Annotated in this window: 16 protein-coding genes; 5 read left to right on the top strand and 11 right to left on the bottom strand. The window is 64.0% G+C overall.

The window, feature by feature from the left end; genetic code table 11:
- Positions 1 to 114: 114 nt before the first annotated feature.
- Complete coding sequence (locus ACN9M1_RS01375; RefSeq protein WP_426396746.1) at positions 115 to 1,056, bottom strand: methyltransferase domain-containing protein; 942 nt, start codon at positions 1,054 to 1,056, stop codon at positions 115 to 117.
- Positions 1,057 to 1,163: 107 nt separating this feature from the next.
- On the opposite strand from ACN9M1_RS01375, the gene ACN9M1_RS01370 reads away from it, so the two are divergent.
- Together ACN9M1_RS01370 and trmL are read left to right on the top strand one after the other, a co-directional pair.
- Positions 1,164 to 1,886: a phosphoribosyltransferase family protein gene (locus ACN9M1_RS01370; RefSeq protein ID WP_426396744.1), complete on the top strand. Its 723-nt coding sequence runs from the start codon at positions 1,164 to 1,166 to the stop codon at positions 1,884 to 1,886.
- A gap of 108 nt (positions 1,887 to 1,994) precedes the next feature.
- Positions 1,995 to 2,465, top strand: coding sequence for a tRNA (uridine(34)/cytosine(34)/5-carboxymethylaminomethyluridine(34)-2'-O)-methyltransferase TrmL (gene trmL, locus ACN9M1_RS01365; protein WP_426396742.1), 471 nt, complete (start codon positions 1,995 to 1,997; stop codon positions 2,463 to 2,465).
- 26 nt (positions 2,466 to 2,491) lie between these two features.
- Here trmL and ACN9M1_RS01360 read toward each other — a convergent pair whose 3' ends face one another.
- From ACN9M1_RS01360 to ACN9M1_RS01345, 4 genes are all read right to left on the bottom strand, one after another.
- Positions 2,492 to 3,508: an NAD(P)H-dependent glycerol-3-phosphate dehydrogenase gene (locus tag ACN9M1_RS01360; RefSeq protein WP_426396740.1), complete on the bottom strand. Its 1,017-nt coding sequence runs from the start codon at positions 3,506 to 3,508 to the stop codon at positions 2,492 to 2,494.
- A gap of 84 nt (positions 3,509 to 3,592) precedes the next feature.
- A complete protein-coding gene (secB, locus tag ACN9M1_RS01355) occupies positions 3,593 to 4,114 on the bottom strand; it encodes a protein-export chaperone SecB (RefSeq protein WP_426396738.1) in 522 nt (173 codons plus the stop codon).
- Positions 4,115 to 4,276: 162 nt separating this feature from the next.
- Complete coding sequence (gene grxC / locus ACN9M1_RS01350; RefSeq protein WP_426396735.1) at positions 4,277 to 4,534, bottom strand: glutaredoxin 3; 258 nt, start codon at positions 4,532 to 4,534, stop codon at positions 4,277 to 4,279.
- 19 nt (positions 4,535 to 4,553) lie between these two features.
- Positions 4,554 to 4,976: a rhodanese-like domain-containing protein gene (locus ACN9M1_RS01345; RefSeq protein ID WP_426398907.1), complete on the bottom strand. Its 423-nt coding sequence runs from the start codon at positions 4,974 to 4,976 to the stop codon at positions 4,554 to 4,556.
- Between the two features lie 144 nt (positions 4,977 to 5,120).
- On the opposite strand from ACN9M1_RS01345, the gene gpmA reads away from it, so the two are divergent.
- The 3 genes from gpmA (at position 5,121) to ACN9M1_RS01330 (ending at position 8,412) form a co-directional block, all read left to right on the top strand.
- Positions 5,121 to 5,867 carry a 2,3-diphosphoglycerate-dependent phosphoglycerate mutase gene (gene gpmA, locus ACN9M1_RS01340; protein WP_426398906.1) on the top strand — a complete coding sequence of 249 codons (747 nt, stop codon included), beginning with the start codon at positions 5,121 to 5,123 and terminating at the stop codon, positions 5,865 to 5,867.
- A 118-nt stretch (positions 5,868 to 5,985) separates the two neighbouring features.
- Positions 5,986 to 7,593 carry a S41 family peptidase gene (locus ACN9M1_RS01335; RefSeq protein ID WP_426396733.1) on the top strand — a complete coding sequence of 536 codons (1,608 nt, stop codon included), beginning with the start codon at positions 5,986 to 5,988 and terminating at the stop codon, positions 7,591 to 7,593.
- A 69-nt stretch (positions 7,594 to 7,662) separates the two neighbouring features.
- Complete coding sequence (locus ACN9M1_RS01330; RefSeq protein WP_426396731.1) at positions 7,663 to 8,412, top strand: HesA/MoeB/ThiF family protein; 750 nt, start codon at positions 7,663 to 7,665, stop codon at positions 8,410 to 8,412.
- A gap of 66 nt (positions 8,413 to 8,478) precedes the next feature.
- Here the strand turns inward: ACN9M1_RS01330 and bfr are convergent, their stop codons facing one another.
- The 6 genes from bfr to gshB all read right to left on the bottom strand — a co-directional run bounded on the left by bfr (position 8,479) and on the right by gshB (position 13,202).
- Entirely contained in the window at positions 8,479 to 8,958 is a 480-nt protein-coding gene (bfr, locus tag ACN9M1_RS01325; RefSeq protein ID WP_004637092.1) for a bacterioferritin, read from the bottom strand.
- A 158-nt stretch (positions 8,959 to 9,116) separates the two neighbouring features.
- On the bottom strand, positions 9,117 to 9,392 hold the full coding sequence (locus ACN9M1_RS01320; protein WP_252676423.1) for a (2Fe-2S)-binding protein: 276 nt from the start codon (positions 9,390 to 9,392) through the stop codon (positions 9,117 to 9,119).
- A 224-nt stretch (positions 9,393 to 9,616) separates the two neighbouring features.
- Complete coding sequence (ptsP, locus tag ACN9M1_RS01315) at positions 9,617 to 11,368, bottom strand: phosphoenolpyruvate--protein phosphotransferase (protein ID WP_426396728.1); 1,752 nt, start codon at positions 11,366 to 11,368, stop codon at positions 9,617 to 9,619.
- A gap of 49 nt (positions 11,369 to 11,417) precedes the next feature.
- Complete coding sequence (locus ACN9M1_RS01310; protein WP_426396726.1) at positions 11,418 to 11,687, bottom strand: HPr family phosphocarrier protein; 270 nt, start codon at positions 11,685 to 11,687, stop codon at positions 11,418 to 11,420.
- Entirely contained in the window at positions 11,656 to 12,111 is a 456-nt protein-coding gene (locus ACN9M1_RS01305; protein ID WP_426396724.1) for a PTS sugar transporter subunit IIA, read from the bottom strand. The genes ACN9M1_RS01310 and ACN9M1_RS01305 overlap by 32 nt, the downstream gene beginning before the upstream one ends.
- A 119-nt stretch (positions 12,112 to 12,230) precedes the next feature.
- Positions 12,231 to 13,202 (bottom strand): glutathione synthase, encoded by a 972-nt coding sequence (gene gshB / locus ACN9M1_RS01300; RefSeq protein WP_426396723.1) that lies wholly within the window; start codon positions 13,200 to 13,202, stop codon positions 12,231 to 12,233.
- Between the last annotated feature and the right edge of the window lie 6 nt (positions 13,203 to 13,208).

Genomic DNA, 13,208 nt, shown 5'->3' with positions numbered 1-13,208 from the left:
CGACAAACCGGCACAGTATATGGCTGCATTTGACCCCAAACAAGGCAAAGCGCCTTTATGCAAGTCCCGGCTTGACAAGGTGCGGTCAATACCGTTGATGCACCGAAATGGGTATCAGGCGCGCGGTTTGCGGCCGATCTGATCCACCGGGATCATGGCGCGCCCTTGCTCGTCGAGCGCCTGTCGCGGGTTGGGCGCGAGCTTCCACGCATGACCGTAGACGACCTCGAACGTGAGCGGAATCAGGCCGTCGGCATTGCGCTGCGCGTCGAGTGCATCGATCAGGTGTTGGCGCCAACGTGGTGTATGCAGGCCAGCGCCGGCCAGATTGCGACCTTCGCCATCGGTCAAGCCAGCCATGCCGCCCAGCAAATGCACATCCGCCAGCAGCGCCTGCGGCGTCTCGTAGGTGATGGTGAGCTGTTCCATGTCCATCACGGGCGTGGACCAGCGGCTATGTACCAGCATGTCGCCAATGTCGTGCATGTCGACAAAGCGCAGGGTATGGACGCCTGAGTCGATGCCGGCCAGGGCGCTGCGCAGTTCGCGCAGGGTATCGGAGCCGAACAGACTGAACATCAGCAGACCGCCCTCGGTGGTAATGCGGTGCCATTCCGGGAAGATGGCGTGCGGAGCGGGGTCCCAATGCAGCGCCAGGTTGGACCACAGCAGGTCAAACGTGCCATTGGCGAACGGCAGCGCGCGGAAATCCGCCTGCGCAAAATCGAAGACGGGGCGCTTCCTGAGCAACCGGCCGAGCCAGCCGGCGTCGGTGCGCTGCGGGTCGAGCTGCTGCGCCCGCGCCAGCATGGCGGCCGACCAGTCCACGCCGCAGATCTGCGCGTCCGGATACTGCGCGCGCAGCACCGCCAGGCCTTGTCCGAGGCCGCACCCAAGATCCACCGCACGCGACGGCGCCAGCTTGATGTAGGAGAGCCGGTCTTGCATCCGGGCCCCGACTTCGCGCAGCAGAAAATCCGCATCGGCAAAGCGCGCGGCGCGGCGGTCGAAGGCGCGCCGCAAAGCGGCAGGACGGGCAAGGATGGGATCGGACATCAGCAAGACAGGGCTGGAACAGCGGCCGACAAGTATACCGGCCGGCTGTTCAGGGCGTTGTCCGATAGCGCCCGGGCCAGAAATCGGCTTGGATAGCGGCTTTTTCCATGCACCGACCTCTCTTGCGTATTTGGTTCCGCGCCGACCTACGGCAGCTGTTGCCGTGTGCCTGCGCTATCTGCGGCGCGGTGCAGCGGGATCTGGTGTGCGCCGGCTGCATGGGCGACCTGACCCCGTTACTGCATCAGCGGCGCTGCGTCCAGTGCGCCATCCTGCTGAAGGCGCACCATCGCGCCCGGCATTGCCCCGCTTGCCTGGCCGGGCCGCCCGACTACGACGCTACCGTGGTCATTGCCGACTACGTCTGGCCGCTCGACCACATCGTTACGGGATTGAAGTTTCGGGGCCAATTGCCGCTGGCGGCCTGGCTGGCCGAGCGCTTGGGCGATGCGCTACGCGCCGCGCCCAGCGGATTGCCCGACGTGTTGCTACCCGTGCCGCTTTCCGCCACGCGCCTGCGCTCGCGCGGCTACAACCAAGCGTGGGAGATTGCCCGCCGATTGGGCAAACAGCTCGGCATTTCGGCGCGGGCCGACGGACTGCGCCGCGTGCGCGACAACCCCGCCCAGGCCACGCTGGACCGCGCCGAACGCCTCGCCAACCTGCACGGCGCCTTCGAGGTGGCGAATGCAGCCGCCATCGCAGGGCGCCACATCGGCTTGGTCGACGATGTGATGACCACCGGCACCACCCTCGGCGAAGTCGCCACGCAGCTCAAACGCGCGGGCGCGGCGCGCATCACGAACGTGGTCGCCTTGCGTACGCCTTGATCGCGTGCTTATGCGACATTCCGCCGCAGCTCGACCAGACGGCTGTGGCGGGATGACAACCCCATGCAATGTAGATAAGCTCGCCGCCGACATTCTCTTGCCGCCGCCATGTTCAACGTCGTCCTCGTCGAGCCCGAAATCCCGCCTAACACGGGCAATGTGATCCGCCTGTGCGCCAACACGGGCGCGCAGTTGCACCTGATCGAACCATTGGGTTTTCCACTCGAAGACGCTCGCATGCGCCGCGCGGGGCTCGACTATCACGAATACGCGACAATGCGCGTGCATGCGGATTGGGACGCCTTCCTGCGTGACGCGCAGCCCGACCCCGCGCGCATGTTCGCGCTCACCACGCGGGGCTCCACGCCATTTGCCGGCATGGCGTTCCAGCCCGGCGACTGGTTTGTGTTTGGCTCGGAAACGCGTGGGCTATCGGAAGAGCGCCGCGAATGGTTTCCAACCTCGCAGCGCATTCGCCTGCCAATGCGGCCCAACAACCGCAGCCTGAATCTCTCGAACACCGTGGCCGTGGTCGTATTTGAAGCGTGGCGGCAGAACGGGTTCGCGGGCGGCGTCTGAGCGCACCGCCCCCCATCCCAATCGATTTAGCGTGCGGACTCCGACTTAGCGTCGCGCTGCAACAGGCGCTCCACCGCGTGCGCCGGTGCGAGTCCATCAAACAGAACTTCGCACACCGTAAAGGTGATGGGCATATCCACGCCCTTGGCGCGCGCCAGCGCTGCAACAGCCCGCGCGCAACGCACGCCTTCGGCAACATGGCCAAGGCTATGCAGGATGTCGTCGAGCGTGCGGCCCTGCGCGAGCTGCATGCCAACGGTGCGGTTGCGTGACAGATCGCCGGTAGCGGTCAGCAGCAGATCGCCCATCCCCGTCAGGCCCATGAACGTTTCCGGCCGGCCGCCTAGCGCCAAGCCCAGGCGGGTCATCTCGGCCAGCCCACGCGTTACCAGCGCGGCACGCGCGTTCAGGCCGAGGCCCAGACCATCCGCCGCGCCCGTCGCAATGGCCAGCACGTTTTTAACCGCGCCTCCCACTTCCACGCCGACCAGGTCATCGCTGCCATACACGCGCATCGCGTGGTGATGAAAGCCCTGCTGCGTGAGCTTGCAGAGCGCGTCGCTGGTCGATGCAACCGTCATGGCGCACGGCAAACCCTGTGCGACTTCCTTGGCGAAACTCGGGCCGGAGAGCACGCCCACCGCCAGATCTGTGCGTCCGGTCTGTTGAAGCACATCGGCGACGATGGCGTGCGGCAGCGCGCTGGTCTGCGGGTCAAAGCCCTTGCACAACCAGATCACGTTGCGCACAGTGCCGTGCGCCGCAATCGCGCGGGTCAGGTCCGCCAGCCCGGCAACCGGCGAGGCAATGACGGCCAGTGCATCGTCGCCCGCCGCATGGTCGAGCGCGGCTTGCAAGTCAGCATCGAATTGCAGCGACGGCTGCAGCGCGATGCCCGGCAGGTAGGTTGCGTTGATGTGCGTGGCGACCATCTGCGCAACCAGGCTGGCGTCACGCCCCCACAGCACGACGTCGTGCGATTGCGCGGCATGGCTGGCCAGGGCAGTGCCCCAGGCGCCAGCGCCGAGAACGGAAATTCGCATGCGCTTGAGTCTCAATCAGTCAGACAAAAAAAGCCCGCGCGAGCATGTGGCCAGCGCGGGCTTCTGGCGCGGTGCGCCTCGTGTTTAGTGCGTGGCCTTCGAGCCGTCCGGCATCACCAGACCAGCGTTGCCACCAGCGGCTTGCGCCTCTTCCATGGCGGCCGCCAGACGCTGTTCGTACAGCGCCTGGAAGTTGATCTCGGCCAGGTGGATCGGTTGGAAGCCAGCGCGGCCGATGGTGTCGGCAATGTTCGAGCGCAGGTACGGGTACACGATGGTCGGGCAGGCGATGCCCAGCAGCGGGTCCATCTGCTCGCCCGGCACGTTGCGAATGTCGAAGATACCGGCTTGCTTGGCTTCCACCAGGAAGGCGACCTTCTCTTGCACCTTGGTCGTGACCGTACCGATCACCACCACTTCAAACACGCCCTCGGCCAGTTGCGAGGCGGACACGTCCACCTGCACCTCAACCGACGGTTGTTCTTGCTCGAGGAAGATGTGCGGCGAATTCGGCTGTTCCAGCGACAGGTCCTTCAGGTACACGCGCTGAATGTTGAAGAACGGCTGGCCATCCTGGCCCGGTTGCTGTTGTTGCTGGTCGCTCATGACTCGCCTTCAAAATGGGATGTGGTCTGTGCTTGGCGGACCCTGCCCGCCGCGCAAGACGCGTATGGTACATGACCAAATGGTGCCCGCTATGAGAGCAGGCCCAAAAGTACAACGCCCGGTCGAAACCGGGCATTTTGGTGTGGCGTGCTGGTCGCCGGGTCAGGCGGCGAGCAACGGCACGAGGCCACCTTCGCGGTCCAGCGCAGACAGATCATCGAAGCCGCCGATGTGGCGCTCATCGATGTAGATCTGCGGCACGGTGCGGCGGTTCGTGCGCGTCATCATCTCTTCGCGCCTGCCGGGTTCGCGGTCGATCAGGATCTTCTCGATCTGTTCGACGCCGCGCTGCTTCAGGAGTCGTTCCGCTGCCACGCAATACGGGCAGACGGTGGTGCTGTACATGACCACGTGCGCCATAACTTCAAACCTCGTTTCTTTATTTGACGACCGGAAGGCCTGCCTGCTGCCAGGCGGCCAATCCGCCCTCGAGCGAATAGACCTCACTGTAACCGGCCTGCTTCAACACTGCTTGCGCCCGCCCGGCGCGCTGGCCGGTCTGGCATACGAGGATGATGGGGGTCTCTTTGTTCTTTGCAAGGCCAGCCGCCTTGCCTTCCAACTCGCCAAGCGGCGCATGCTTGGCTTGCGGCAGATGGCCAGTCGCGTATTCACCGCTTTCACGCACATCCACCACCACGGCATTGCGACGATTGATGAGTTGGGTTGCGACGGAGGCACTCACCTTGGCGCCACCCCCGCCCGCAATACGGCGCTGAATGGACGACCAGACCAGCAAACCGCCAGAAACGATGGCGACAGCAAGCAGTGCAAGGTTGTTGTAATCGGCGAAGAACTTCACGGTATCGGTTTCCTGGATGAGTCTGGCGGGCATCATTCGAACGGTTCGGGGGCCCGGCGCCCGCGGCATTATAAAATAGCCGGTTTCGGCGGCCGAACGATGAATGGCCGCGTGCAGGTTTTCTCACTTCTCATCATGGCAGTCATGCACAAGCTCGTCCTCATCCGCCACGGCGAATCGACGTGGAATCTGGAGAACCGCTTCACCGGCTGGGTCGACGTCGACCTGACCGACACAGGCGTCGCCCAGGCCCGCCAAGGCGGCAAACTGCTGCGCGAAGCCGGCTTCACCTTTGATCTGGCCTACACCTCGGTGCTCAAGCGCGCAATCCGCACGCTGTGGCACGTGCAGGACGAAATGGACCTGATGTGGATCCCGACCCGCAACGAATGGCGCCTGAACGAGCGCCACTACGGCGCGCTGTCGGGCCTGAACAAGGCCGAGACTGCCGCGCAGTATGGCGATGAGCAAGTCCTGGTCTGGCGCCGCAGCTACGACACGCCGCCGCCCGCCCTGGAGCCCGGTGCCGACAACGACGCCTTCGGCAACCCGCGCTACGCTGGCCTCACGCGCGAGCAAGTGCCCCTGACCGAATGCCTGAAGGACACCGTCGCCCGCGTGATGCCGCTGTGGGAAGAGTCGATTGCGCCCGCCATCCAGAGCGGCAAGCGCGTCGTCATCGCCGCGCACGGCAACAGCATTCGCGCGCTGGTGAAGTATCTGGACGGCATCTCCGACGCGGACATCGTCGGGCTGAACATCCCCAATGGCACGCCGCTCGTGTATGAGTTGGACGCCAACCTCAAGCCGATCCGCCACTACTACCTGGGCGACCAGGAAGCGATTGCCGCGTCGCTCGCGGCGGTGGCCAGCCAAGGCAAGTCGAAATAAGGCGTAACAAGGCGCGGGGCACCTCAACGCCTTTATACTGTCGAAGCCTGTAGCCCGGGATGTGCATTCGCCACCCCGGGCCATGTTTATCTACTGTTCCCACGTCCACGCTCGACACATGCGAACTTCGCTCAAGAACATCAGCTTGATCGCCATCGGCCTCGTCACCGGGGTGCTGGCGACGCTCCAGCTCTCCGCCACCGCCCAAAACGCGACGGTCGGGCCGCTTCCGCTGGAAAAGCTGCGCCTGATGTCTGACATTTTTGGCCAGATCAAGCGCGAATACGTCGAGCCCGTGGATGACGACAAGCTGCTGACCGAAGCCATCAAGGGCATGGTCGCCAGCCTCGACCCGCATTCGGCCTACCTGGACAAGAAGGACTTCCAGGAGCTGCAGGAAGGCACCCAGGGCCGCTTTGCCGGCCTGGGTATCGAGATTTCCCAGGAAGAAGGCCTGGTCAAGGTCATCAACCCGATTGAAGACACCCCCGCCTTCCGCGCCGGCGTGCAGCCGGGCGACCTGATTACCCGTATCGATGACAAACCCGTGCGCGGCATGCCGCTGGAGCAAGCCGTCAAGCGCATGCGCGGCGCACCGGGCACCAAGGTCACGCTCACCATCTATCGCAAGAAGGAAGAGCGCACCTTCCCGCTGACGATCACCCGCGCTGAAATTCAAGTGCAGTCGGTCAAGGCCAAGATGCTGGACAACGGTATCGCCTGGGTGCGCATCACCAGCTTCCAGGAACGCACGGTGCCGGACCTGGCCAAGAGGCTCAATGACCTGGCAAAGCAGGATGGCCACCTCAAGGGCCTGATCCTGGATCTGCGCAACAACGGCGGTGGCGTACTGCAAGCCGCTGTGGGCGTGTCGGCTGCGTTCCTACCGCCTGATGTGACGGTGGTGTCGACCAACGGCCAGGTGCCGGATGCCAAGCGCACGTACAAGACGAGCTTCACCAACTACCGTTTGAGCAACCTCGATTCCGATCCGCTGGTCGGCCTGGACCCCGAGTTCAAGACCGTGCCGATCATCGTGCTGACCAACGCCTACACGGCTTCCGCCTCGGAAATCGTCGCTGGCGCGCTGCAGGATCATCACCGCGCCAAGACGATGGGCAAAACGACCTTCGGCAAGGGCTCGGTGCAGACGGTGCGTCCGCTGTCGAACGACACCGGCATCAAGCTGACGATTGCGTACTACTACACGCCGTCGGGCAAGTCGATCCAGGCCAAGGGCATCCGCCCGGATATTCCGGTTGATCAGAACCCGGACGGCGACCCGGACGACGCGCTGATCACCCGCGAGATCGACACCGAGCGCCACCTGCACAACAAGCAGGAATCGGAAGAAGCCGAGATGACCGAGCGCGAAAAGCGCCGCGTTGAAGAGCTGCGTCGCCTGGAAGAAGAAAACGCCAAGAAGACGCCCGAGCAGCGCGAGAAGGAACGCAACAAGAAGCCGATCGAGTTCGGTTCGGCCGACGACTTCATGCTTCAACAAGCGATTGCCGACCTGAAGGGTCAGCCGGTCAAGCGCTCGAAGTCGGTGCTGGAAACCGCTGCGGCCGCGGTGCCGGACAAGGCGGTGAAGTCGCCGGCAGCCAAGGAGTCGAGCAATCCCGCCAAGCTGCCCAAGGGCAAGGCTGCTCCGGCTTCCGAGCCGAAGCCGAACGTTCCGGCCAGCGGCGTGATTCCGGCACCGGAACCGACCGGTAACCGCTGATACACAGATCGGCCAAGACTGGCAAACTTACGAGGCCGTGCACTGCACGGCCTTTTTCATTGCACCGCCATGAACGACGAACAACTGCTGCGCTACTCGCGCCACATCCTGCTCGACGAAATCGGCATCGAAGGCCAGACGCGCCTGCTTGAAGCGCATGCACTGGTGATCGGCGCGGGCGGGCTCGGCGCTGCGGCCCTGCCCTACCTTGCGGCAGCCGGGGTGGGCACGCTCACCATCGTTGACGACGACACCGTCGACCTGACCAACCTGCAGCGCCAAATCATCCACACGACCGAATCGGTCGGACAACCGAAGGTGGAATCGGCGCGGGCAGCCATCGCGCGGCTGAACCCGGATGTGCGCGTGCAAGCTGTGCTGCGTCGATTGGACGCCGATGCCCTCGGTGCGCTGCTCGATGGCGTCAGCGTCGTACTTGATTGCTCCGACAACTTCGCCACGCGCCAGGCGGCCAACTTGGCGTGCGTACGCGCCGGCGTGCCGCTTGTGTCGGGTGCTGCAATCCGCTTCGACGGGCAGATCAGCGTATTCGACAGCCGTGCCGGTGGCCCTTGCTACGCCTGCCTGTTCCCACCCGACGAGCCTGCGCCGGAAGTTGCCTGCGCGACAATGGGCGTGTTCTCACCGCTGGTCGGCATGGTGGGCACGGTGCAGGCGGCTGAGGCGCTCAAGCTGGTCGCCGGGATTGGCCGTTCGTTGGCGGGGCGCCTGCTGATGCTGGATGGTCTGTCGATGGAATGGACGACCATGCGCGCCGCGCGCCAGCCGTCTTGCCCGGTCTGCGGCGGCGCTCACTGATTCGCTAAAACGCGGGCGACAAAAAAGGAGGCCAAGGCCTCCTTCTTTTTTGCTCACCGATGCGGCTTACTCGCCCTCAGGCTCCATCTGCGATTGCAGGTAGTTCTGGATGCCAACCTTGTCGATCAGCTCCAGCTGCGTTTCCAGCCAGTCGATGTGTTCTTCCGTGTCATCCAGGATGTCGACGAGGATTTCGCGGCTGACGTAGTCCTTGACGGACTCGCAGTAGGCAATGCCTTCGACCACCGTGCCATGTGCAGCGCGTTCGAGCTTCAGATCGCACTCGATGATTTCCTTCGTGTCCTGGCCGATGAAGATCTTGCCGAGGTCCTGCAGGTTCGGCAGGCCGTCGAGCATCAGGATGCGCTCGATCAGGCGATCGGCGTGCTTCATCTCGCCGATCGACTCCTTGTATTCGTGGTCCCCAATGCGCTTGAGCCCCCAGTGGCCGTACATGCGCGCGTGGAGGAAGTATTGGTTGATGGCCGTCAGCTCATTCTTGAGCTGCGCGTTCAGATATTGGATGACCTTCTTATCGCCTTTCATGCTTGGGGCTCCAGCAAATTGCAACTGCAGTGATGGACGCACACATGCGTCCGCTCAAGGCGAGCCCAGAGCCTGACCCAAGAAGCAACACGTGCCGCCGAGGCTAAAGGCCCGGGCGGCAGATCGCGGCGAAAACAGATCGGAGGAAAAACGGGGAGTCAGGCAGCCAACGCGCTGGCCGAGACGGCTTGGTCGTTGGCGACGGGCTCGTCGCGACGCTCGATTATGGCATGCGTACTTGCACGGCCCAACACTTGGTCGACGGGGATGCAGCTCACCGCTTCGGCGAGCACCTGCTTGGCGCAGTCCCGGCATTGTCCGCAGCACGTCCCCACGCCGAGCGTTTCGGCGAGTTCGTCCATTGTCGACACGCCCAGACGGGCGGCGCCATGGATTTCGCGGTCGGTCACTTGGTTGCAGATGCAGACGTACACGGGGGTTCCTCCGCAGCACTCGAAACGCGCTGTGAAACCCAGAATAACAGAGAATGGTAATGAGAACAATTCTTGTTCGACCCCATTCTGCGGACAGGGACATGCGGGTGCACGCCAACCGTCTTTTCACGAAAAGACGTGCAATTTCAATCACTTAGATGGGGATTTTTTGCCTGCAAAGGCGACGCGCCGGCGCAACGGCCGGCGCCTAAAAGATGGGCAGATCAGGCGCGAGCCAGCGCCCCGAGGGCATCCTGAATTTCGGTCGGTTCGCAGCTTTGCAGCAGGCGATCGACCTCGCGCATCAAACGCGGGCGATCCGAGCGCAGGATCTCCTGCTTGACCCGCAGCAGTTGCGACGGATGCATCGAAAATTCGGTCAGCCCCATGCCGAGCAGCAAGCGCGTCATGGTGGCATCACCCGCCATTTCCCCGCATACCGACACCGGCTTGCCAGCCTGGTGCCCCTCGCGGATGGTGCGCGCGATCAGTTGCAACACCGCAGGGTGCAACGGGTCGTACAGATGGGCGACCGCATTGTCAGCGCGGTCGATGGCCAACGTGTACTGGATCAGGTCGTTGGTGCCGATCGAGAGGAAATCCATCCGGCGCAGGAACACCGGCAGGATCAGCACGGCCGCAGGGATCTCGATCATGGCGCCGACCTTGATGGTCGGGTCATAGGCCACGCCCTCTTCATCGAGCGACGCCTTGGCGCGTTCCAGCAGTTCCAACGTCTGGTCGATCTCACGGGCGTGCGCGAGCATCGGCACGAGAATCTTCACTGGTCCGAACGCGGACGCCCGCAGCAGCGCGCGCAATTGCGTCAGGAACATCGCCGGCTCTGACAACGACCAGCGAATCGCACGCAGGCCCAGCGCCGGATTCGGCGCCGTCTCGAACACATCGTCTCGGATGTCGAGCGGCTTGTCGGCGCCGATGTCGATCGTGCGGATGGTGACCGGCAGGCCCTTCATCGACTCGATCGCCGTGCGATACGCACGGAACTGCTCTTCTTCATCCGGCAACGCGCCGCGCCGGCCCATGAAGAGGAACTCGGAACGGAACAGGCCCACGCCAACGGCGCCCGCCTTGACGGCCGTGGCCGAGTCTTCGGGCATCTCGATGTTGGCCAGCAGATCGATCTGCGTGCCGTCGAGCGTGACGGTGGGCGTGTGGCGCAGGCGTTCGAGGCGCTTTTTCTGCAACTCGCTTTCGCTGCGCCGGTGGCGGTATTCCTCGAGGATGGCGGTGTTCGGATCAATGATCACGATGCCGTTGTCGCCATCAATGATGACGACGTCGTCCTGGCGGATCAGCGTGCTCGCGTTGTGCACGCCCACGGCTGCCGGAATATCAAGACTGCGCGCCACGATCGCGGTGTGCGAGGTGCGCCCGCCCAGATCGGTGACGAAGCCGGCGAAGGTCTGGCCGCGGAATTGCAGCATGTCGGCCGGCGCAATATCGTGCGCCACGACGATCATGCCGGCATCCGGGTCGCAACCAACGGCCACGGGCGCGGGCGCCAGCGCCGGCGCGCCTGCCAGCACCTTCAGGATGCGTTCGACCACCTGCTCGATGTCCGCCTTGCGCTCACGCAGGTATTCGTCTTCGATTTCGCCAAACTGGCGGATCAACTCTTCAAGCTGCGTGGTGAGCGCCCACTCAGCGTTGTAGCGGCGCGTGTGAATCAACGTCTCGGGCACCTGCGAGAGCAGCGCGTCATCGAGGATCATCGCGTGCACGTCGAGGAAAGCGCCCATCTCTTCCGGCGCATCGGCAGGCAGGTCCCCCTTGAGCGCGATCAGCTCGGCGCGTACGGTGGCGCGGGCGCTGCGCAGGCGCTCGACTTCAGCATCGAGCTTGTCTTCGTCGACGAGGTAGTGCGACACATCGAGTGCCGCACGCGCCAGCATGTGGGCGCGGCCGATAGCAATGCCGCGCGAAACTGGAATGCCATGCAGGGTGAAGGGCATAGAAAGCGCTGGCTGAAAACGGCAGTTGGACTGGGCTGATTCGCCGGGTTTACTCACCCTCGCCGAAGCGATCGTTGATGAGCGCGACCAGACCGTCCATGGCGTCCTGCTCGTCGGGGCCCTCGATCTCCAGCGACACCGTGGTGCCGATACCGGCGGCCAGCATCATCACGCCCATAATGCTCTTGGCGTCGACCTGGCGACCGTTGCGCGACATCTTGATCTGACTGTCGAACTTACTGGCGAGCTGCGTGAGTTTGGCGGAGGCCCGGGCATGCAGCCCGAGCTTATTGATGATGGTGATATCCCTCTGCAGCATATTTGTCTGGATGGTTGGCAACCTGATTCTGAACGGCTGTCGAGCCGACCTGCAGCACCCCTTGCGAGCCGCCGGCCAGGGCCTTGGCAGCGAGCTGATCCAGCTTTTCGGTGCGATAGCAGATGGCGCGCACCAGCATTGGCAAGTTCACGCCGGCCAGCACACGCACGCGGCCCGGGTCGGCCAGGCGCGAAGCAATGTTGGCGGGCGTGGCCCCGAAGATGTCGGTGAGCACCAGCGCGCCGTTGCCCTCGATGAGTTCAGCAAGCTTGGCGCGCGCCTGGGCCAGCACGGCGGCCGGCTCGGCATCGGGCAGGACGTCGATCGCATCCAGCCGTTCAGGCTGGCCGCAATACACGTGTGCAGCGCAATCGCGCAGTGCGCTGGCCAGCGGCGCATGAGCGATGATCAGAATCCCTGCCATGATCGAAAAGCGAATCGGTGTGAATCCGATTGTATCAGGGCCATTTGCGGCAAACGTGGCCGATGTGGCCGAACTCCCCCGAGCGGAGGACACCCGCTGGGAGGGACCCAGCCAGGGTTCTAGGCCGGCTTGCGACCCAGAACGCTCGATTTACCGACCGCGCGCTCCAGTGCATCAATGAACATCCCTGCGACGTTAAAGCCGGTCTGCTGCGTGATTTCCTGGAAGCAGGTCGGGCTGGTGACGTTCACCTCGGTCAGGTAATCGCCGATGACGTCCAGGCCGACGAGCAACAGACCGCGCTGCCACAGCACCGGTGCAAGTGCATGCGCAATCACCTGATCACGCTCCGACAGCGGCTGCGCGCGGCCCGTGCCGCCAGCCGCCAGATTGCCGCGCACCTCCCCAGCCATCGGCACGCGCGCCAGCGAGTGCGGCACCGGCGAACCGCCAATCAGCAAGATGCGCTTGTCGCCCTCGCGTATAGCCGGGATGTACTGCTGCGCCATGATCGTGCGCGCGCCGTTGTCGGTCAGCGTTTCGATGACGGCGCCGAGGTTCATGCCGTCCGGCCCGACGCGGAAGATGCCCGTGCCACCCATGCCGTCGAGCGGCTTGAAGATGACGTCACCCTGCTCGGCGTGGAAATCACGCAGGCGCTTGGCATCGCGCGACACGATCGTCGGCACCGTGAACTCGCGGAATTGCGCAATCGCCAGTTTCTCGGAATGATCGCGAATCGCCTGGGGCTTGTTGAAGATGCGTGCACCCTGCCGCTCGGCGATTTCCAGCAGCCACGTGCTGGTGACGTACTCCATGTCGAACGGCGGGTCCTTGCGCATCAGCACGGCATCGAAACCGGTGAGCGGCAGCAGGCGTGCGTCGCCCGCGCGGTACCACTCATGTTCTTCGCCGGTCAGGGCGATGGGCGTGGCGACGGTTTCCACCACGTTGCCCGCCAGCGTGAGCTGTGACTGCAGGCACGTGAAGATGGCATAACCGCGCGCGGCCGCCTCGCGCATCATCGCGAAAGTGGAGTCCTTGTAGATCTTGAACGTCGACAGCGGATCGACAATGAACAGGATGCGCATGGCGGT

Origin of the sequence: Ralstonia sp. R-29 (assembly GCF_049913345.1) — a bacterium.
Taxonomy (GTDB): Bacteria; Pseudomonadota; Gammaproteobacteria; order Burkholderiales; family Burkholderiaceae; genus Ralstonia.
Note: the sequence above shows the minus strand (reverse complement) of the source record. Positions and strands in the feature narration are given on the sequence as shown.

Coding starts and splice junctions, on each gene's coding strand:
- ACN9M1_RS01375 (WP_426396746.1), bottom strand. CDS start 1,056: ATGTCCGATCCCATCCTTGCCCGTCCTGCCGCTTTGCGGCGCGCCTTC.
- ACN9M1_RS01370 (WP_426396744.1), top strand. CDS start 1,164: ATGCACCGACCTCTCTTGCGTATTTGGTTCCGCGCCGACCTACGGCAG.
- trmL (WP_426396742.1), top strand. CDS start 1,995: ATGTTCAACGTCGTCCTCGTCGAGCCCGAAATCCCGCCTAACACGGGC.
- ACN9M1_RS01360 (WP_426396740.1), bottom strand. CDS start 3,508: ATGCGAATTTCCGTTCTCGGCGCTGGCGCCTGGGGCACTGCCCTGGCC.
- secB (WP_426396738.1), bottom strand. CDS start 4,114: ATGAGCGACCAGCAACAACAGCAACCGGGCCAGGATGGCCAGCCGTTC.
- grxC (WP_426396735.1), bottom strand. CDS start 4,534: ATGGCGCACGTGGTCATGTACAGCACCACCGTCTGCCCGTATTGCGTG.
- gpmA (WP_426398906.1), top strand. CDS start 5,121: ATGCACAAGCTCGTCCTCATCCGCCACGGCGAATCGACGTGGAATCTG.
- ACN9M1_RS01335 (WP_426396733.1), top strand. CDS start 5,986: ATGCGAACTTCGCTCAAGAACATCAGCTTGATCGCCATCGGCCTCGTC.
- ACN9M1_RS01330 (WP_426396731.1), top strand. CDS start 7,663: ATGAACGACGAACAACTGCTGCGCTACTCGCGCCACATCCTGCTCGAC.
- bfr (WP_004637092.1), bottom strand. CDS start 8,958: ATGAAAGGCGATAAGAAGGTCATCCAATATCTGAACGCGCAGCTCAAG.
- ptsP (WP_426396728.1), bottom strand. CDS start 11,368: ATGCCCTTCACCCTGCATGGCATTCCAGTTTCGCGCGGCATTGCTATC.
- ACN9M1_RS01310 (WP_426396726.1), bottom strand. CDS start 11,687: ATGCTGCAGAGGGATATCACCATCATCAATAAGCTCGGGCTGCATGCC.
- ACN9M1_RS01305 (WP_426396724.1), bottom strand. CDS start 12,111: ATGGCAGGGATTCTGATCATCGCTCATGCGCCGCTGGCCAGCGCACTG.
- gshB (WP_426396723.1), bottom strand. CDS start 13,202: ATGCGCATCCTGTTCATTGTCGATCCGCTGTCGACGTTCAAGATCTAC.